Origin of the sequence: Rhizobium sp. RAF36, assembly GCF_052114105.1 — a bacterium.
GTDB lineage: Bacteria > Pseudomonadota > Alphaproteobacteria > Rhizobiales > Rhizobiaceae > Rhizobium.
On sequence record NZ_JBFREC010000003.1, the window covers coordinates 389559 to 407066 of the forward strand.

A 17508-nucleotide genomic window follows, 5' to 3' on the forward strand; every position below is an offset into this window, starting at 1 on the left:
ATAGCTGGGATCGCGCCTTAGCGCTGCAAAATCAGCCGTCACTCCATTACATAAAGGTCATCGAAACAAACGAAGCGCCAAGCACCGGCAGCTGTGTTTCGAAAGCCCACGAAAGGGGATAATCATGAACGTAGCACGCACTCTGAACAATTGGCGCAAGTATCGTCAGACGGTCTCCGAGCTGGGCCGTATGACCAATCGCGAACTTCACGATCTCGGCATTGATCGCGGCGACATCCGCAACATCGCCCGTGCCGCTTCCTCTAGCCGGTAAACGCACAACCAGTTCCCGAGCGCCTGCCGGTATTCGGTGGGCGCTTTTTCGTTTGTGGCGCACTCACGGTCGGCTACGGCCCACGGATCATCTCCCCACGATGACCTGCGTCCCAGGTTGCACCATCTCGTAAAGCTCCTCGACATCCTGCCGGTACATGCGGAAACATCCACTTGAGGCATTGGTACCGATAGACGAGGGGTCGTTGGTGCCATGAATTCGGAGTAGACCGTCGGCAAGGTAGATGGCGCGTGTACCCAGCGGGTTTTGTGGCCCGGCCTTCACCACTGCCGGGAGCCTGGGGTTCTTCGCACGCATGCTGGCGGTCGGACGCCATTCGGGGTGTTGGCGCTTGGAAACGACCCTCGTCGTTCCGAACCATTGTTTGCCCTCGCGGCCTACAGCGATCGGATAGACGAACTTCTGTCCCTGCGAGGTCGTGTAGGAAAGCACGTGCTGGCGTGTTGAGATGGTGATGGTTCCCCTCGCGGCACGTAGGAAAGGCTGGCGACGCTCCCTGTCTGGTAGACGATAGTGCGGCTCCCGAAACTCGGGCTCTTGATACTGCGGTTCGTCCTCGTAATAGGGAGGCGGTGGATAGGGACTGTATGGATCGTCGTAGCTATAGCCGCTGTATTCATCATAGCCATCGTATGACGCATAGACCTGGGCCTTAGCGTGAGCCGCTGTTAGCACGAAAAACGAGAATAGGAAGGCCAGCAGTCTCATTCGCACCACCCGATGTTTACCAGATGATTGCACCGAACTCTGTGGCGGCACTATGACCGCCAGACAAGACTGCCGGTTTCCAGGTTTCTGCGGTCTCAAGCTCGAGTTCATAGCCTTCGGTCCCTTGCCTTTTATCCGGTTCGGTGTCGAAAGATACCTTCTGGCCTTCCCGAAGCGACTGGATGCCTGAAACCTGAAGTGCCGAGATGTGAATCACGATGTCCGCACCTCCGCTATCAGGCGTTAAGAAGCCGAAGCCAAGGCTTTGATGATGTTGTCCGGTAGACTCAGAGCCTTGCCGACATCCCAAACCTCTGTCCAAGTGATGGCCGCCGGAAACGGCGTTGTCGTTGGAAATCGGCGGGCGGATTACGCGTTGGCGCGCGATGTGGGCTACTCCCACTTTCGTGGCAGGAGACCCCCACGAATTCTGGAGGCCCTGTCCTCTTGCGTTGGCGCGGTGGTAGGCTTTGCATGGGCTGACTGCAAAGCAACAAGGCTCTGCAGCGCACTTTCCCGGTCTGCCTCACTCACGTTGCCGACGGCAACACCTGCCAGATCGAAACGCTCAGCGTTCGGCCGAGCGCAGGCAAGGTAGTATCGTTTCGAGTGAACATAGCCAGAGGTGACGCGCCGAAGCTTCGATACGGTCCTGTCGGGCTTGAGCAAGCCCCTGATCTCGTCGAAAAGACCAATTGCGAATGGCCGGACAGGGTCGCCGGGTTCCGACGGCAGAATATCGATGGTGCGTACGAGCATCTCGATGATGGCTTCGGCCCGCCTGACCTCAAGCTCGGTCGCGAGAATGGGACCTGTGTCTTTCCTCTGCGATTTCTCCATCGTCAACTCCGCGTCGCTCATCATCATCTGCGATTGTTTTCATATGGGTTACTGTTGCAGTCATTAAAATGCGAAACGGTCACAAGGCAAGTGGCCGGCCAGCCTGTCACGAGGTCAGCTGATCGAGAAGATGGAATATGTGATTTGAATCGCAAGAGTAGGGTTGCTAAACGGAACGAAGGCCTGGCGCTCAGAATTACGAACGGTCGACTGGAGTATATGATTACTGACAGCTTGGCTTGCGCGTTTAGCGGGTACGGTGCCGGGAAACACAGTGCTCGGAAGGATCACCCGGTATTTGCGGCCCTGGTATTGCCATCTTCGTTTCTGGCAATGATCCGGTCAAAATCTACGCCCGCCATCGGGCGGGAAAAATAGAAGCCTTGCAGATCGGTACAACCGGCCGCGATCAGGAAGTCGCGTTGCCCTTGGGTTTCGATACCTTCAGCTGTAGTGGTTTTTCCGAGCGTTCTGCTCAATCCGATGATCGACGAAATGATGGCAGCTCCCTCGGCCTGGCTTCCAAGCAAGTTGACAAATGAGCGATCGATCTTGATCCTGTCGATATTGAATTGGATTAGATGGCTAAGGGAGGAGAAGCCGGTTCCGAAATCATCCAAGGCAATGCGAATTCCATGCGCCCGAAGGATCGCAAGCGTCTCCTGAGCGCCGTGGTCCAGATTGAAAAGCGCAGCCTCGGTGAGTTCGAGTTCGAGACGCGAGGGGCTGAGGCCAGCCTCCTTGATAATCGAAAGAACGCGGTCGCCAAATCCGCGGCGCCGGACTTGGGAGGGCGAAACGTTGACGGCCAGCGTGATGCCCATAGGCCATGATGCCGCTCTGAGCGCGGCAGTTCTCAACACCCATTCCCCGAGTTGATCGATAAGACCGGCCTCCTCGGCAATCGGAATAAACATGTCGGGCGTGAGCAACCCTAGATGCGGATGCCTCCACCGTACCAAAGCCTCTGCACCCGACAGCGGCATTTCTTCGGAAGCCAGGTGGACCGATTGGAAGAATACTTCCAGTTCGCCCTTATGTTCTTGGGTGATGGAATCGCTGGCGGAGCCCAGAAGAAGACGAAGATCCCGAGTCAGGTTGTCCTTTTCGACATTTCGAGTATCGAGAAATTCGTGATACTCGACACACCGACCCCTTCCATGGCTTTTGGCCTCGTAAAGCGCCACGTCAGCGCGGCGAAGGTATTCGCTGCGGGCTAAGGTCCGGTCGTTGACAATAACAGCACCAATCGAGCCGCCAATCCTGACAACGATGTCGCCGTTGCGCAGGTTGAATGGCTTGGCGAGCTCGGAGACGACCTCGTCCCATAATTCCGGGAGCGCTCGCGCCGCTGCGCTCCCAGGGGGCAGGAGCAAGGCGAATTCGTCGCCGCCCATCCTGGCAAGCATATCCCGTTCTCCGAACAGACGGCTCAGCCGGATCACAACGCTGCGGAGAAGCTCGTCTCCAGCCGGGTGTCCGTAGGTGTCGTTAACCTCTTTAAAGCGATCCAGGTCAATGAGTGCCACGATGGCGTCGCCGGCAGAAGCATCCAGGGTGCCGAGACAATGCTGAAAGCGCTCCGCAAAGAGCGCTCTGTTGGGCAATCCCGTCAACACGTCATGATAGGATAGATGACGAGCATGGTCCTCGCTGCGGCCGAGTTCCTTCAGACTTTTTCTCAGGCGTCCCATCAGAGCGAAGAACAGACCGCCGATCAACAGTCCTGCGATCGAGAGGAGGGGCACGAGACGGGCAACGACGCGTGAGCCGGGAAGATCCGGCGTCCATATGATAAAACCGATGGGTTCGTTCGTAGCAGTTGCCTCGATCTGGAAGGCGACCTCGTTTGCATCAGCGTCTGCGGTCCGCGCGTACCGGGCGCCGGCAAGGCCTTGCTCACGGCTGAGCGCATCAAGAGTGGCCCCATCGAGAAAGCGGAAAGCAGCGAGATACAAGGGCTGCACTGGTGTTATCTTGACGCCATTGGATTCGATTGACCCTGTCACTTTCGCGACGCCCGAAATAGACGGCCGCCCCTCCAGTTTCATCAGCGCAACATGGATCCGCTCTGGGTTAGTCTCGCTCTGCCCAGGGCCCTCGAGATCGGATTGCTTTATCATCGGCAACAGGAGCGGGCGGATCCATTTGTACCGGCGGGCGGTTTCGGCGTCGGCCTCCAGCGCAAGATCGCCGGTCGATGTGACCAGATAAGTGCCGTTGTAACCAAACACGGTCTTTGCGACCGTGGCGAAAGCTTCGGCGGTGCTACTGTCGTATCCGCCATCCGCGGCCACCGCATTTCCCGACAGGAGTGACGAGAAGCCTGCAGCCATCAAGCGCATGTCTTTCGAAACCCGGTCCACCTGGTCCTGAAGGCGGCCGTTGACGAGTTTGCGCTGATGGTCCAACGCCGCAGCGTCACTTTCTTTCCCCGCCCAAAGTGCCGCGACGAACACGAGGCCGAGAATGGCAACACCGCTGATCGCGAGCAGCACAAGTGTGGCTCCAGAAGAGCGGGCAGCTTTCTGGGCAAGACGTTGAGGCAGATCATATGCAGACAAAGCGCTTCTCTCCCGGGGCGCCTTCAATTCTGGCGCGCATTCATTACGAAAAGCTTGTCAAGGATCCGCAAATTTAGTGCTTGGAAAGGGTAAGCATCTTAAACCTTTGATGGTTTGATTGGCATCATCAAACAGCCTGATAGGGGCAACGAACGGTGGGGTCGCAACATGCGAGAAATGAAGATGCTCATTAGGCGACGGATGCTGGTGTTGGGTTCGGTGATGGCCATGGCTGCAGGGGCGCCGTTTCCGTTGCTGGCAGCCGAACACGATACCGTCCGCGTGGCGGTCGAAGGCGGCTTTCCACCGTTCAACTACCTAGATTCCGAGAACCAGCTCCAGGGCTTTGACGTCGATGTCGCCAAAGCCCTCTGTGAGGCGGCCGCGCTCAAATGCGAATTCGTCATCCAGGAGTGGACCGGCATGATCCCCAACCTGCTCGCAAACAAGTATGACGCCATCGTTTCGTCAATGTCCATGAGCGCCGAGAGACGTGAGAAAGTGGCGTTCTCGGCAAAATATTATGACAGTCCCTCGGTGTTCATCGTGCGCAAAGGCTCCGATATCGCAGGTACGTCGCCGGACGACCTGAAAGACAAGAGGCTTGGCGTCACTGCATCAACGGCGCAGGAGGCATACGCAAAGAAATACTATGGCAATGTATCGACGGCCGTGGTTCAGGCCTCGCCCGACCTTTACAAGGAACTGGCTGAAGGAAGTGTTGATATCATCTTTGAAGACAAGCTTGCGGTTTATGACTGGCTGACCAACACCAAGGCAGGAAGCTGCTGCGAGTTCAAGGGCGAGGACATCAAGAATGCTGAGTATTTCGGCGACGGTGCGGGGATAGCGGTGCGTCCCGATGATAAGGATTTGCTTGGAAAGCTGAATGGCGCCCTTGAGAAAATCCAGGCGAGCGATGTCTACGACACAATCAATGCGAAGTATTTTCCTTTCAGCATCAGGTAGACGCGATCCGCGATTTGGACTGCCCAACACCGCTACGTTGTCAATGGTGGATTCGCGCCGGGGAATAGCCTCAGCCTGGCCGCCCCTGCAGCCCCGGACTTTTATGCGGCAGATATATGGCCGTCAACTAGGGTTGCTCGCGTGTCCCCGGCGCAGCTTCGCGCTGATCAGCATCCTCAAGATCGGTTGCGACGACAAAGGCGTCGGTATGTTGGCGTGACGCCTCCCGCAGTGCTTCAAGGCTCGGGTGATCGTCAGGGAAGGTTTCGTTAGCGTGCTCTACAGGCGCGTCGATTTCTCCGGGCGGGCGTGGAGCCTGAATATCCGTTTTGGTTTCGGACGTTTCGGTGCTTCCGACAAGAGGCTCAATCCTTGGCTGCTCCCTGGCTGGCGCATTGTCAGGTATTCCGGCGATTGTCATGGTTCTCTTGGTCATCAAAGATCTCCTTTCGATGATAACGACGGGTCTCCAGATGGGTTCCGGACCTGCAGCACGAATGCGACTGTGGCCACGCTGCGCTGAGCGCCGCTTCCAAGACAAACCAGCTGGTGGAAACACCCCGCGCCAAGTCCTCCGCTGGTGGATACGCTGATGTCGACCGACGGCGACTGGAAAGCGTGGCGCAAGGCTCGGAGAAATATGCGCTTTCGGGCTTAGCCTTTGATCAAGGCAAAATATCGCTATGGTTGAGCGGAGGGACAACCTCTTCGATGCTCAGTTCCCTTGTGCTCACTCCCGAGCATCACCTTAGCGCCATCTCCACTGGCGCTATTTTTAGCACAATCCCGGCAGTCGCTCCGCAGATCCTGCAAATCAAACGCGGATACTTGAGCCGGGCCAGGTGTGCAACGGCCACGGCCCGAAAATGCGTCACAGATGTTGTTCCCTGGTCCATGTGCCCGCTTGCGCGTGTGGCGATGATGTCAGGGCAGTTGAATTGCAGAAAATCCTCACCCGGGCTTCCATTAGCGCCTTTTTCCTTAGCGCGCCGATGCGCAGGCTGATGATCGATCTGTCGCCCCGTCGGGACGCGGATCTTGCGCGTCATCCGGCGCCGAACGTCCAATATCGGCAATGACCGGAAGATGGTTTGATCCATACATTGGACCCGTCCGTCGATCACTGACGGCTAACGCAGCGGAAACCGCGACATGGTCGATCGTCGAACCGAGGTAGAAATAAGGATACAGTTTCACGCTGAAGCGGCTTGTTATCCAAGGATCACCGTCACCTGCAACACCAAGGCCCGTCTTCTTCAGGACATCCCTGTAGAAACCGGAGGCGCGTGGTGTGTTCCAGTCGCCTGCGACGACGACGTCGGAAGCAGAAAGGTCTGATCTAACGCTGCTTGTCAATGTTTCCAGATGGAGATTCCGCTCACGCCATTGCTGAAGAGATCGCGGTGTGTCCGGATGGATCGCGTAAAGGACGAGAGGGCGGTTCCAGCCACCGAGCTCGAGGCGCACCGGGTGCTTATGGAACTGCTCATCAATCGCGGGGTCCGATACCATGCTCTCACGCAGGATCGGAAACCTCGAAAACACCTTTACCCGGTCATAGGTCATAAGGTCCCGGGTCGTTTCATATGGAAAAAGGCCAAGATTTCGGATTGGGTCCTGCCAAGTGTCCAGCGTCTCCTGCAGCACCAGAAGGTCCGGTTGTTCGTTTCTTATGAACTCGAGAAACTGATCCGGACCGTTTGTATTTTCGATGAAAAGGTTGGCCGTCAGAACACGAAAACTGCATCGAGCGGCCGTTTGGGCGACCGGGACAGCAGCATAGGGGTAGATCGATATCAGGAGAGCTGAAAGAGTTATCGCAACCGCGGGCTTTGCTCTCGTTAAAGACGCGGCAACGAGAAGCACCAGTCCTGCCACCACGACATATTGCCACGCAAATGTCAGCAGATCGAGGAGCCAGAACTGATCGGAAAACGCAACGACGGCAATCACCATGCCTGCGTATAAGATGGCGGACGCGAGTACCGTGACTGTCAGTGCCTTGCGCATTCAAGTCCCATGGGTTTGAGAACGTGCCCATCAGCTATCCGAAAGGCGGTAGGAAGTAACTGACTGTCTCACATGTGGTGTAAAGGAAAAAGCTGGGAGCAGGCGTCATCGCGACGGCGCCATGGAAGAGGTCGTTGGGCGCAGGCACTGACGCCAAACCTCGTCAGGTCTTCTCGGCTCGAAGACGGATCGCCTGCGCGGCGCAGTCTTCGTACCAAGCCGTTGCGACCATCATGACGGCGATCCGATCATCAGCGGTTTCTTGTCGAGGCCCTTTTTCATCAGCACCCCGGTATCCGGCCCGAATTGGGCATAGATTGGCATGATGCTGGCACCGAGCGCCGAGCCACGCGCACCGAGATTGCCGGCTGTAATCTTCGGCGCAATGAGCCCGGGGGGGAGCATCTGGGTGAAACAGCCTCGCACGCGATTGACCGTGTCAAGAAGGAGAGGTGAGGGGAGTAACCCGTCAATCACAATGGCTTCGACATCGACAACGGCGATACTGCCGATGATGGCCTGGGCAAGCGCGTCGGCACAGTCGTCCTGCCATTCTTCGACGAACCTTCGAGCGTGTGCCGGCATCGGCTCCAGATCACGGACGCGGCTGATGTCGATGCCATTGGTCTTCAGGTGATGGATCAGCGTGTAGATTGAAGCGCGGTGGAGGAGCACCTCAAACCTACCAGCGGGCTTTGGAACGGAACTCAGGTTTGAATGGGTTACCGGAAATGGCCCAAAAGCAGCAGTGTTGCCGTTCGGCCCGGTCTGCAGCGTACCGTCAAGAACGAGCCCGGCTCCGACGAAGGTGCTAAGCGAGATATGCAGGAAGTCGGTGAACTGCTTTCCGAGCCCGAAGACGAGTTCGGCGACGGCCGCCGCCGACGCATCGTTCTCGATCATCACGGGCAGTGCATAGGTTTCGACGAAATGCGCCTTCAGGTCAAACTGGCGCCAGGCCAGCTGAACGTCGCCTGGAAAGCCAAGTTCTTCATCCCAGCCACCGATGAAATATGGCGCCGAGACGCCGATACCCGTGAGGCGGAAGCTTGGTTGCGGCCCCAGCTGCTTCTTGAACCTGTTGACTGCACTGGCTGCCAGCCGCTTGACCGTGTCCGGATCCGGATGGTCGTAGTCATGTGTCTCATAGGCTACGCTTTTGCCGGCAAAATCGATCAGGATGGCATCCATCGACCGCCTGCCGATGTGAAAGCCGATTGAATAGGCACCATCGCTTGCCAAAGCGTACATGGCAGATGGCTGCCCTTTGCCGCCGTAGCGCCTCCCGTTTTCCACGAGATAGCCACCAAGAACCAGCGCATCGACGATGCCGGCGACAGCAGGAGGTGTCAGATGGGCAAAGCGGGCAATTTCTGCCTTGGAAGCCTGGCCGAAGCGGCGCACCGCGTCCAGAACAACACGCTCGTTGTAGTGCCGTAACTGTACAGAGTTGCTGCCTTTGCCCGCCATGTTCCCACCAGTATCGATGTTTCAAAAAATGCAGTCTGCTTTATCGAAGAAGCCCTATCCGCCACCCTTGATTTGCACAAGGCCTTGACCGTTAGCCCGCGCGGGTGACCTCCGACAGATTGCCCCTTGACGTGTTCGCATTACAATTATAGTAAATTGCTTTAATTATTCCCAGTGGGAGTTGGGACTTCTTTTGACGGCTGAGAGGAGACGCCACGAGATGCATGATCGCTATCCATTCCATGGTCTGAACGGACTGGCCGGCGGCAATGCTTGACGTGGCAAACATGACTGCTTCCCAAGCCGCTGGGACGGTTGTCGCATCACTCGAAAACGTAACCAAGGTTTTCGGGGGAACGGCAGCCGTCTCCAACGTTTCGATCAAGCTGCGCGCCGGCGAAGTGCTGGCGCTTCTGGGCGAGAACGGTGCAGGCAAAAGCACTTGCGTCAAACTTCTGGCTGGCGTCCATCATCCTGACCATGGCCGCGTTCTGATGCGGGGAGAGCCCCAGGCATTCTCTTCGCCGCTGGAGGCGCAGAAAGCCGGCATCGCGGTGATGCACCAGCATCCCGGATTGTTTCCTGATCTCAGCATCGCCGAGAACCTGTTCATCGGGCAGACCGGACTTCGCTTGAGGCTCAATCGCCGGCAGATTGAGGCAGACGCCCGCCGGCTGCTGGCAATCGTTGGTCTCAACGTCGATGTGACGGGCCCTCTGTCCAGCCTCAGGACATCGGAACAGCAACTGGTCGAAATTGCCAGAGCGCTATCTCTCGACGCGTCGGTGCTGATCATGGACGAGCCGACGGCAGCGCTGTCGCAAAGGGAAGTCGAGCGGCTGTTTTCCGTGGTCGACAGCTTGCGAGCGCGCGGCGTCGCCATGATGTTTGTTGGCCATCGCATGGACGAGATCTACCGGATCGCCGACAGGATCGCCGTTTTGCGCGACGGCAAGCATGTCGGTACAGAACCGGCATCGGACTTGTCGCGCGAGCGGGCCGTACAGATGATGGTCGGCCGGTCGCTCGATGGTCTTTACCCTCACCACGCAAAGGCGCCGGGCGCAGTCGTCATCAGCATCAAGGATCTTGCCAGGGATGGCGCATTTCGTGGCGCGACGTTCGATGTCCGGGCAGGCGAAATCCTGGGTCTTGGCGGCCTTGTCGGCAGCGGCCGGACCGAAATCGCCCGTGTTCTCTTCGGTATCGACCAGCCGAGCGCAGGATCAATCCAGATCGACGGACATCCGAGGCAGTTTTCCTCGCCGAAGGATGCGATGGAACACGGGATTGCCTATGTCTCCGAGGACCGGATCGGTCAAAGCCTGGTCATGGATTTCCCGATCCTGACCAATGCGACGCTGACGGTTCTGGACGAAACCACCTCGACACGCCTGATATCCCGGCGAAAGGAGATCGGGATCGCCGAGCCATTTCTTTCGCGCCTGCGACTCAGGTTCAGCTCCTACGATCAGCCGGTCAGCGCCCTGTCTGGCGGTAACCAGCAGAAGGTGGTGCTATCCAAATGGCTGGCGACCAAGCCGCGCCTGCTCATTCTCGACGAGCCGACCCAGGGTATCGACGTCCAGACGAAGGCAGACGTCCACGCCATGATAGCAGATCTTGCCAGCCAGGGCATGGCGATCATCCTGATATCTTCGGAACTTCCCGAACTCCTTGGAATGTCGGACAGGATCGTGGTCCTCAGGGAAGGTGCCATCACGGCCGAGTTTTCCAGGCAGGACGCGAGCCAAGAAAAGATTATCGCCGCCGCAACTGACGCTGTCGTCAGCAAGGTCGATGGTGGCGTCGTTGCGCGTCCGTCTCAAGGCAGCACCTCACAGCCGGACCATCGCGAGCCTTCGTCCGCAAAGAGCATGCTTGCGCACCGCGAGCTTGGCCTTCTGGCGGCTATTGCAGCCGTTGTCCTACCGGTCTCGATCCTGAACGTGCGAATGCTGAGCGGAGCCAATCTTTCCGCACTTGCCATGGATGCCGGCCTGCTGATGATCGTGGCACTGGCGCAGATGCTTGTGATCGTGACCCGCAGCATTGACCTTTCGGTCGCGGCGATCATCGGTCTGGCTGCCTATGGCGCGGCCTCGACGCTTCATGCCCATCCAGAGATCGGTGTTTTTGGCGGCGTCTTGCTGGCATGCGCGATCGGCCTGGCGGCAGGGCTGTTGAACGGGCTGATCGTCACCTACGGACGGGTTCCTGCAATCGTCGTCACCCTTGGGACGATGTCCATCTTCAGGGGTATTAACAGTCTATGGGCAGCCGGCACGCAGGTCAGTGCAGACCAGGTGCCGCAGTCATGGCTCGACATGACGGCAACCGAAATCCTCGGCATTCCGGCTGTTCTCATCATCGCCGTCCTGACCCTTGGTGCAGTCGGCTATTTCCTGAGATCGACCTCGATCGGGCGTGAGTTCTACGCGATTGGATCCAACCCGGATGGTGCGAAACTGATCGGCATTCCGGCGCGATCACGTGTGCTGCTTGCCTTTTGCATGTCAGGTCTGCTTTCCGGTTTCGATGGCGCGCTCTGGGCATCGCGCTATGCCACTGTCGATGCGCGCGTCGCATATGGATTTGAGCTGACGGTCATTGCCGCCGTTGTCGTTGGCGGGGTTGCCGTTCGCGGCGGCTCGGGCACGGTCCTGGGCGTGGCTGCAGGAGCCTTGATGCTTCTGGTCATCAACAATGGATTGACGCTGGTGCGTGTCGATCCGCTTTGGCTTCAGGGTGTCTACGGTCTTGTCATCCTGATTGCCATCGGCATCGACGCCTATGTGGCACGCCGGGCAACCGGGAAACATCAGGGGGTTGGGCAATGAGCGAGAACCGCACGCAGGGACCTGACTTTATCAGCCGCTTTGCAAACTGGGATAATTTCCTCGCAGTACTGACGGTGATCGTCGTTGTCTATGCCGTAGCAGGTGTCGACAATTTCGCGTCCGAATTCAATATTTCGCAAGCGATTGCTGGCATTTCCGAACGCGCCCTCATCGTCTTGCCAATGGTACTTTTGATCATTGCGCGCGAAATCGATCTGTCCGTCGGAAGCATCCTGGCGCTGACAAGCGTTCTGTTCGGCCTTCTGGTCCAATCAGGCATGCCTCTCGTTTTTGCAATTCCGTTGACACTGATTGCCGGCGGGCTCTGCGGGGCTTTCAACGGCATTCTGGTGACGGCGCTCGGGCTGCCATCGCTGGTGGTGACCCTTGGCACGATGGCTCTCTTTCGAGGCATCGGCTATATTCTCCTGGGGTCACGATCGATCAACGAATTTCCGGATAGCTTCCTTGATTTCGGAATAGACACGCTTGGCAACTCGCCGATCCCGGAAACGATCGTCCCATTCCTGATCCTTGCCCCGATCTTTGCCGTGATCCTGCAAAAAATGCCGCTTGGACGACGCATCTATGCGGTCGGCGGCAGCCCGGATGCGGCCCGTTACTCCGGCATTCGCCTCGCACGGTTGGTCTTCGGTCTTTTTGTGACATCAGGCGTCGTCTGTGCCGCAGCCGGCATGGTCTACACGGCACGCCTGGCCAATGCGCGGGCAAACAACGCGCTCGGCATCGAGCTCGATGTGATCACCATCGCACTGCTCGGAGGCATCAGTGTCTTTGGCGGGCGGGGCAAACTGACGGGCGTGCTGTGGGCGCTCTTATTGGTTGCCACCATCAGAAACGTGCTCGGCCTTCTGCAGATCGGCGGGGATGCACAGGGAACTGTCATCGGCCTGCTTCTGATCCTGTCGCTCGTCGCCAGCAACGCGGCCGAACGCGTCTTTGCAAGAGCCAGACTTCGCAAGTTCGACATCAAACCAGGCAAGTAGTTTCCGGGACTGGCCTGTCCACATCGTACCGGATCCATTGGAGGAGGAAACAGCATGACATCCCAACTTATTCGATCGCTTCTTGTTGCGTCGTGCCTGGTTGCGCCGTTTGCCGCAGCGCAGGCCGCCGAATGCGCCAAGGAGCCAGTGACCGTCGGGTTCCTGCCGAAGCTCGATACAGATCCCTATTTCCAGGTCGCCCAGACCGGTGCCGAAGAGGCGGCCAAGGAGATCGGTGGCAAGGCGGTCAAGCAGGCGCCGTCGCAAGCGACCGCTGAAGCCCAGATCGATTTCATCAATAATCTGGTTTCCCAGAAGGTTGGTGTGATCGCAATCTCTGCCAATGACGCGAATGCGGTCGCACCCGCATTGCGCCGCGCCGAAAAGCAGGGCGTCAAGGTCGTCTCATACGATTCAGACGTTTCGCAGGCAGCAAGAACACTCTTCCTGAACCAGGCCGCCGGCGACAGCCTGGCTGAGATGATGCTGGAATCGATGGGTCAGATGATCAACTACGACGGAGAGTTTGCAATCCTGTCATCGACGCCGACAGCAACCAACCAGAACGCCTGGATCGACTTCATGAAGAAGCGCATGGCGGGCGACAAGAAATACGAGAAGATGAAGCTGGTCCAGGTCGCCTACGGCCAGGAAAGCGAGCAGGTCAACCAGCAACAGGCGCTGGCGCTTGCACAGGCCTTTCCCAACCTGAAAGGTATCATCATTCCCGCTGGCATAGGCCTGCCCGCAGCCGCACGCGCCATGGATCAGGCGGGCCTACTTGGCAAGGTCAAGCTGACGGGATTGGCACCGGCGACGCTCATCAAGAAATACATCCAGAACGGATCGGTCCAGGACATCTGGTGGAACGTCAAGGATCTCGGCTACCTGACCTATTACGCAGCGCAGGCGGTGGCGTCTTGCAAGGTGACGGGCAAGGAGGGCGAGAGCTTCGAGGCCGGACGCCTGGGGTCCTACAAGGTCGGTGCGAAGGGCGAAGTGCTTCTTGGGCCAGCCGAGATCGTCACCCCGAAGAACGTCGATGAATTCAAGTTCTGAATTCTGACCGGTGGAGCGCTACCAGCGCTCCACCTCCAACAAAAATCGGAGAACGAAATGAAGCCGGTCCTTCTCGCTGGCGAGACTTTCCAGGTGACCTCATTTGCGTCGAAAGGCTATGAGGTCAGCGCGTCAGCTCGCTTTTCCAATGGAGGACTTCGCTGGATCGAAGCCCTGACACGACATGGGTTTGACGTGACCCAGATCGGTGGAGAGCGGTGCGAAAGCGAGTTCCCCACGACAAAAGAACAGCTTTCGGAATACGCAGCCGTCGTACTTTCGGACGTCGGGGCGCTCTCGTTGCTCTATACGCCGGAGACCAGGAAAGGCCGCCGCTCGGTCAATCGCCTCGAGCTGCTGCGCCAGTGGGTTCTGGAGGGCGGGTCGTTGATGATGGCGGGAGGCTATTGCAGTTTTCAGGGCATCGACGGACTAGCTCTGTTTCATGATACGGCAGTGGACGATGCGCTTCCCGTCAAGATCTATGCCGGACCGGATGGCCTCGAGGCGCCTGAGGGTTTGGATCCCCGCATCACGGAGCCAGACCACCCAATCCTGCGTGGCATCACAACGCCGATACCCTACCTTTTGGGCATGAACAGGGTGGCAGAACGCCCGCAAGATGGTTCAACGACCCTTGTTCATTGTGACCGGCGCGGAGAAGGGCTGCCTCTTTTGGCTGTCCGGGACTTTGGCAAAGGCCGATCACTGGCGTGGATGAGCGATATCGGTCCTCATTGGCTATCGACAGAGTTTATGGAATGGGACGGGTATGACGTGCTGATGGCGAACATGGTCAGATGGCTTGTCCGCCAGATCTGACGGGGCGCTTTCATAAACGCCAGGGCAGTGGTTTGATCTAGTATCGCCACTGTCTGGCCGTTTCCAATGCGGTCGAGCACCATCGCGGGTGTTGCCATCCTGCTACTGCAAGAGGCGATCACTTCTGGCATCTTCCGGCTTCAGCGAATCTTGGATCCGAACATGATTGAACATCGGCGCGCCGCAGCCGCCAAAGCATTGGCGAGGGCTGCCAGCATGGGCATAGCAGTTGACAGCGATCCGAAATTTGCCGAACTCGTTGAGGAGTGGGCCGCCGGTCACATCACGATGCGGGAGGCGCGGGCTCAGTACATTGCGCATATTCGCGAGCGCGAGGGCGCTCGTGGGGACTGGCGCGCGCTTTCGATACAGTCCTCGAATGCACAGATCAAATCGAGGCTGCGGCCGGCCGGCTAAATGCCCGAGTGAGAGCCACTTTTCCTGAATAGGGTGTGTCAGGTGCTCCAAGACCGAGAGGTCGCTGAAGTCCCGGACAAAGCCGTCGGCGTCGAGGTCGGCAGCCGCAAGCTCTACAACCACGATGTAACTGTGCCCATGGAGCCTGGCACAATGGTGATCAGCGGGCAGGTGGCACAGCTGATGCGACGCCGAGAAATGGAACTCCTTGGTGATCCGGTGCACCAGCGCACCTCTTCCACGGAGTAACGCCTGACCGCTTCGGACCAGAAGTTCGGGCCCTTCTTGTTCAATAGGGTCGATGTGCCCGGCGAGATGACGCGCCGCTCGACACAGGTGCCACAGTGTCGCGCGTCACGGGATTTGACATCAGCGTGCACAGAGAATCAATTAGTTAGAGGGTCTTCGCGACACAAAACCTGACACAGGTGATCATGACACACCAACTTGGCGAGGTTATTGACTTAGCTAAGGCCTGCGGCTCCCGCGTCCATCGATATCGGTTCATCACAGGAGTGTAGTCATGCCTTCAATTGGCGGTTTGTCGATCGCCGGAGCAACCCGAGATCAATTGAGTGAAACCTATTGTTCGACAGGCGGCAGTGACGGGATCCCCTGCGAAGACCGGTTCAGGGTGAGTGACAGGCAAGCCCTAGCGACTGCAACTGCCGCTGACGTTCAGTTAGTTCGATCTCAAGGGGTTGATATCACGAGATTTTATGATCTAGTGTTTAATCAATCTGCCAGAGTTTCCCGGAAAGACACTGCTTCGCTACTGATTGCGAAAATCAGCCCGGCAACCCTGTCCCCTCCAAGCCGCGCCGAAAATGCTGAATTTGCTCGGGCGTCTCCACGACCAGGCCTCGGCTCAGAAACTCGCTTATTGTCAGGTCCGGATACTCTTCGATCAAGCCTGCCGCATACGAAGACGCTTCGTCTACCCGACCCGCCATTGAGAGGCAGGCCAAGATCCTGGCTTTCGTATACTTTCCAGGATTGGGCAGTTGGTGTAGCGCGGACATCGCGCCGAGATAATCATTTTTGAAATACAAAAGATTGCCGAGTACCGCATGATACCAATGCGGAGGGTAAGGGTTGAGACGCATACCTTCCTGGACCCAAGGCAAGGCCTCCTCGATACGATTGCGGCGCGCGAGCAATCCGCCGAGCTGCACCAGCGCGCTCGCATCACTAGGATTGAGTTTGCAGGCCAGACGGAATTCACGTTCTGAGTTCTCGAAGTCCTTCAGGTACAGATGGGCAAGCCCCAGGACTCGGTGGGCGCCGGACTCTCCCTCATCCAGTTTTACAGCGTGTCTCGCCAGGGCGACGCTGTCGTGAAGTACGTCGGCCGGAGCATTCGCGTACCCGCCAACGGCAATACGAGCAAGCGCAAGATAAGCATGCGCCAGCGCAAAACCACTGTCACCAATAACCGCCGCTTCGAACATCTCCACTGCCTTTTCATTGTCGTCGGGCTCATACCCTCTCAGGTGCACAAGGCCACGCAGATAGAACTCATAGGCCGCGAGATTATCGGGAGGCCGCCGGGCGGATTCTCGATAGTCGGCACTTTCGATTTGGCCGACGAGGCTGGCGATGATCATCCTCACGATGTCGTCCTGGATGGCGAATACGTCGTCAGCCGTTTGGCGGTACTTTTCCGACCAAACCAGCCGTTCGGTATCGGATTGGACGATGCGCACGGATACGGCTAGCTCGGTGCCGATCCGACGGATGTCTCCGGAAACCAGATAGTTGGCACCGAGTTTGCGCCCAAGATTCTTCAGATCCTGAGGCTCGTCGCGAACGGCAAATGCGGACGATGCGGCAATCACAGAAAGACTTCTGAATCTTGCAAGCCCGGATATGACATCTTCGGTGAAACCATCGACTAGGAGTTCTTCAGTGTCGGCGCTCGCGCGCCGGAAGGGCAGGATCGCCACGACGCTGCGAAGTGAGCGCTCTCGGTCCGGCGCTTTCGGCCAGTGCCAGACCCGAACAGGATTAGGGATATTCTTGAGCTGGATTGCTCCACCGTCGACGAACTGCTCGCGCAGGTCTGCCGGAGATTCCAAATAGGCCGAATGCGAAATGCAGATTCCCCCAGATATGGCCCCGGCTTCCAGACGAGCAGCGATGTTAACACCATCTCCGAAGACGTCGTCGTCAACTGTCATCACGTCTGCAAAGTTGACGCCTATGCGGACTTTCAACGGCTTCATCCCGGGAGGCGTTGCCCCACTCGCGATCAGATGCTGGATCTGCAAAGCGATCGAGACTGCGGAACCTGCATCATCAAACGTTGCGAGCAGTCCGTCACCCATGAGCTTGATCGTACTTCCGCCGCCTGATGCGATGCGCGGGCTAAGGACTTCGGTATGCAGTAACCTGACGCTCGCAAGCGCGCCGTCTTCATCGTCGGACATCATGCGTGAGTAGCCTACGACGTCGGCGGCGAATATGGCCATGGATCTTCTCGACGTCGGAGCAGGGGTCATGAGCGA

Annotated in this window: 14 protein-coding genes and 2 pseudogenes; 7 read left to right on the forward strand and 9 right to left on the reverse strand. The window is 57.9% G+C overall.

Going from position 1 to position 17508, the window contains the following annotated elements; genetic code table 11:
* The first annotated feature begins 124 nt into the window (after positions 1-124).
* Positions 125-274 carry a DUF1127 domain-containing protein gene (locus tag AB4Z25_RS13310; protein ID WP_442208194.1) on the forward strand — a complete coding sequence of 50 codons (150 nt, stop codon included), beginning with the start codon at positions 125-127 and terminating at the stop codon, positions 272-274.
* 87 nt (positions 275-361) lie between these two features.
* Here the strand turns inward: AB4Z25_RS13310 and AB4Z25_RS13315 are convergent, their stop codons facing one another.
* The 4 genes and pseudogenes from AB4Z25_RS13315 to AB4Z25_RS13330 form a co-directional block, all read right to left on the reverse strand.
* Positions 362-1003, reverse strand: a complete 642-nt coding sequence (locus tag AB4Z25_RS13315) for a L,D-transpeptidase (protein WP_442208346.1) — start codon at positions 1001-1003, stop codon at positions 362-364.
* A gap of 99 nt (positions 1004-1102) precedes the next feature.
* Positions 1103-1313, reverse strand: a pseudogene (locus AB4Z25_RS13320) (cold-shock protein); the annotation flags it as partial.
* Positions 1314-1396: 83 nt separating this feature from the next.
* On the reverse strand, positions 1397-1870 hold the full coding sequence (locus tag AB4Z25_RS13325) for a ProQ/FINO family protein (protein ID WP_442208195.1): 474 nt from the start codon (positions 1868-1870) through the stop codon (positions 1397-1399).
* Positions 1871-2130: 260 nt separating this feature from the next.
* The gene (locus AB4Z25_RS13330) at positions 2131-4341 is read right to left on the reverse strand and encodes a putative bifunctional diguanylate cyclase/phosphodiesterase (RefSeq protein WP_442208196.1); all 2211 of its coding nucleotides are present in this window, start codon (positions 4339-4341) and stop codon (positions 2131-2133) included.
* Between the two features lie 234 nt (positions 4342-4575).
* Between AB4Z25_RS13330 and AB4Z25_RS13335 the strand changes: the two genes are divergently transcribed.
* The gene (locus AB4Z25_RS13335) at positions 4576-5376 is read left to right on the forward strand and encodes a transporter substrate-binding domain-containing protein (RefSeq protein WP_442208197.1); all 801 of its coding nucleotides are present in this window, start codon (positions 4576-4578) and stop codon (positions 5374-5376) included.
* A gap of 127 nt (positions 5377-5503) precedes the next feature.
* Here the strand turns inward: AB4Z25_RS13335 and AB4Z25_RS13340 are convergent, their stop codons facing one another.
* From AB4Z25_RS13340 to AB4Z25_RS13350, 3 genes are all read right to left on the reverse strand, one after another.
* Positions 5504-5812 carry a hypothetical protein gene (locus tag AB4Z25_RS13340; RefSeq protein ID WP_442208198.1) on the reverse strand — a complete coding sequence of 103 codons (309 nt, stop codon included), beginning with the start codon at positions 5810-5812 and terminating at the stop codon, positions 5504-5506.
* 545 nt (positions 5813-6357) lie between these two features.
* On the reverse strand, positions 6358-7386 hold the full coding sequence (locus tag AB4Z25_RS13345) for an endonuclease/exonuclease/phosphatase family protein (protein WP_442208199.1): 1029 nt from the start codon (positions 7384-7386) through the stop codon (positions 6358-6360).
* 231 nt (positions 7387-7617) lie between these two features.
* On the reverse strand, positions 7618-8856 hold the full coding sequence (locus AB4Z25_RS13350) for an ROK family protein (RefSeq protein WP_442208200.1): 1239 nt from the start codon (positions 8854-8856) through the stop codon (positions 7618-7620).
* Between the two features lie 287 nt (positions 8857-9143).
* Between AB4Z25_RS13350 and AB4Z25_RS13355 the strand changes: the two genes are divergently transcribed.
* From AB4Z25_RS13355 to AB4Z25_RS13375, 5 genes are all read left to right on the forward strand, one after another.
* Positions 9144-11696: an ATP-binding cassette domain-containing protein gene (locus AB4Z25_RS13355; protein ID WP_442208201.1), complete on the forward strand. Its 2553-nt coding sequence runs from the start codon at positions 9144-9146 to the stop codon at positions 11694-11696.
* Positions 11693-12703, forward strand: a complete 1011-nt coding sequence (locus AB4Z25_RS13360) for an ABC transporter permease (RefSeq protein ID WP_442208202.1) — start codon at positions 11693-11695, stop codon at positions 12701-12703. The genes AB4Z25_RS13355 and AB4Z25_RS13360 overlap by 4 nt, the downstream gene beginning before the upstream one ends.
* A 54-nt stretch (positions 12704-12757) precedes the next feature.
* Positions 12758-13762, forward strand: a complete 1005-nt coding sequence (locus AB4Z25_RS13365) for a rhamnose ABC transporter substrate-binding protein (protein ID WP_442208203.1) — start codon at positions 12758-12760, stop codon at positions 13760-13762.
* 57 nt (positions 13763-13819) lie between these two features.
* The gene (locus tag AB4Z25_RS13370) at positions 13820-14584 is read left to right on the forward strand and encodes a glutamine amidotransferase (protein WP_112517472.1); all 765 of its coding nucleotides are present in this window, start codon (positions 13820-13822) and stop codon (positions 14582-14584) included.
* Between the two features lie 66 nt (positions 14585-14650).
* Complete coding sequence (locus AB4Z25_RS13375; protein WP_442208362.1) at positions 14651-15001, forward strand: hypothetical protein; 351 nt, start codon at positions 14651-14653, stop codon at positions 14999-15001.
* A 42-nt stretch (positions 15002-15043) separates the two neighbouring features.
* Here the strand turns inward: AB4Z25_RS13375 and AB4Z25_RS13380 are convergent.
* Both AB4Z25_RS13380 and AB4Z25_RS13385 read right to left on the reverse strand, forming a co-directional pair.
* Positions 15044-15226, reverse strand: a pseudogene (locus tag AB4Z25_RS13380) (6-pyruvoyl trahydropterin synthase family protein); the annotation flags it as partial.
* A gap of 563 nt (positions 15227-15789) precedes the next feature.
* Complete coding sequence (locus tag AB4Z25_RS13385) at positions 15790-17472, reverse strand: adenylate/guanylate cyclase domain-containing protein (RefSeq protein ID WP_442208204.1); 1683 nt, start codon at positions 17470-17472, stop codon at positions 15790-15792.
* Between the last annotated feature and the right edge of the window lie 36 nt (positions 17473-17508).

What these genes read in the sequence shown, in the direction of transcription:
- AB4Z25_RS13345 (WP_442208199.1), bottom strand. Translation starts at nt 7,386, where the DNA reads ATGCGCAAGGCACTGACAGTCACGGTACTCGCGTCCGCCATCTTATAC.
- AB4Z25_RS13315 (WP_442208346.1), bottom strand. Translation starts at nt 1,003, where the DNA reads ATGAGACTGCTGGCCTTCCTATTCTCGTTTTTCGTGCTAACAGCGGCT.
- AB4Z25_RS13370 (WP_112517472.1), top strand. Translation starts at nt 13,820, where the DNA reads ATGAAGCCGGTCCTTCTCGCTGGCGAGACTTTCCAGGTGACCTCATTT.
- AB4Z25_RS13365 (WP_442208203.1), top strand. Translation starts at nt 12,758, where the DNA reads ATGACATCCCAACTTATTCGATCGCTTCTTGTTGCGTCGTGCCTGGTT.
- AB4Z25_RS13375 (WP_442208362.1), top strand. Translation starts at nt 14,651, where the DNA reads ATGCGGTCGAGCACCATCGCGGGTGTTGCCATCCTGCTACTGCAAGAG.
- AB4Z25_RS13355 (WP_442208201.1), top strand. Translation starts at nt 9,144, where the DNA reads ATGACTGCTTCCCAAGCCGCTGGGACGGTTGTCGCATCACTCGAAAAC.
- AB4Z25_RS13360 (WP_442208202.1), top strand. Translation starts at nt 11,693, where the DNA reads ATGAGCGAGAACCGCACGCAGGGACCTGACTTTATCAGCCGCTTTGCA.
- AB4Z25_RS13350 (WP_442208200.1), bottom strand. Translation starts at nt 8,856, where the DNA reads ATGGCGGGCAAAGGCAGCAACTCTGTACAGTTACGGCACTACAACGAG.
- AB4Z25_RS13310 (WP_442208194.1), top strand. Translation starts at nt 125, where the DNA reads ATGAACGTAGCACGCACTCTGAACAATTGGCGCAAGTATCGTCAGACG.
- AB4Z25_RS13340 (WP_442208198.1), bottom strand. Translation starts at nt 5,812, where the DNA reads ATGACCAAGAGAACCATGACAATCGCCGGAATACCTGACAATGCGCCA.
- AB4Z25_RS13385 (WP_442208204.1), bottom strand. Translation starts at nt 17,472, where the DNA reads ATGGCCATATTCGCCGCCGACGTCGTAGGCTACTCACGCATGATGTCC.
- AB4Z25_RS13335 (WP_442208197.1), top strand. Translation starts at nt 4,576, where the DNA reads ATGCGAGAAATGAAGATGCTCATTAGGCGACGGATGCTGGTGTTGGGT.
- AB4Z25_RS13325 (WP_442208195.1), bottom strand. Translation starts at nt 1,870, where the DNA reads ATGATGATGAGCGACGCGGAGTTGACGATGGAGAAATCGCAGAGGAAA.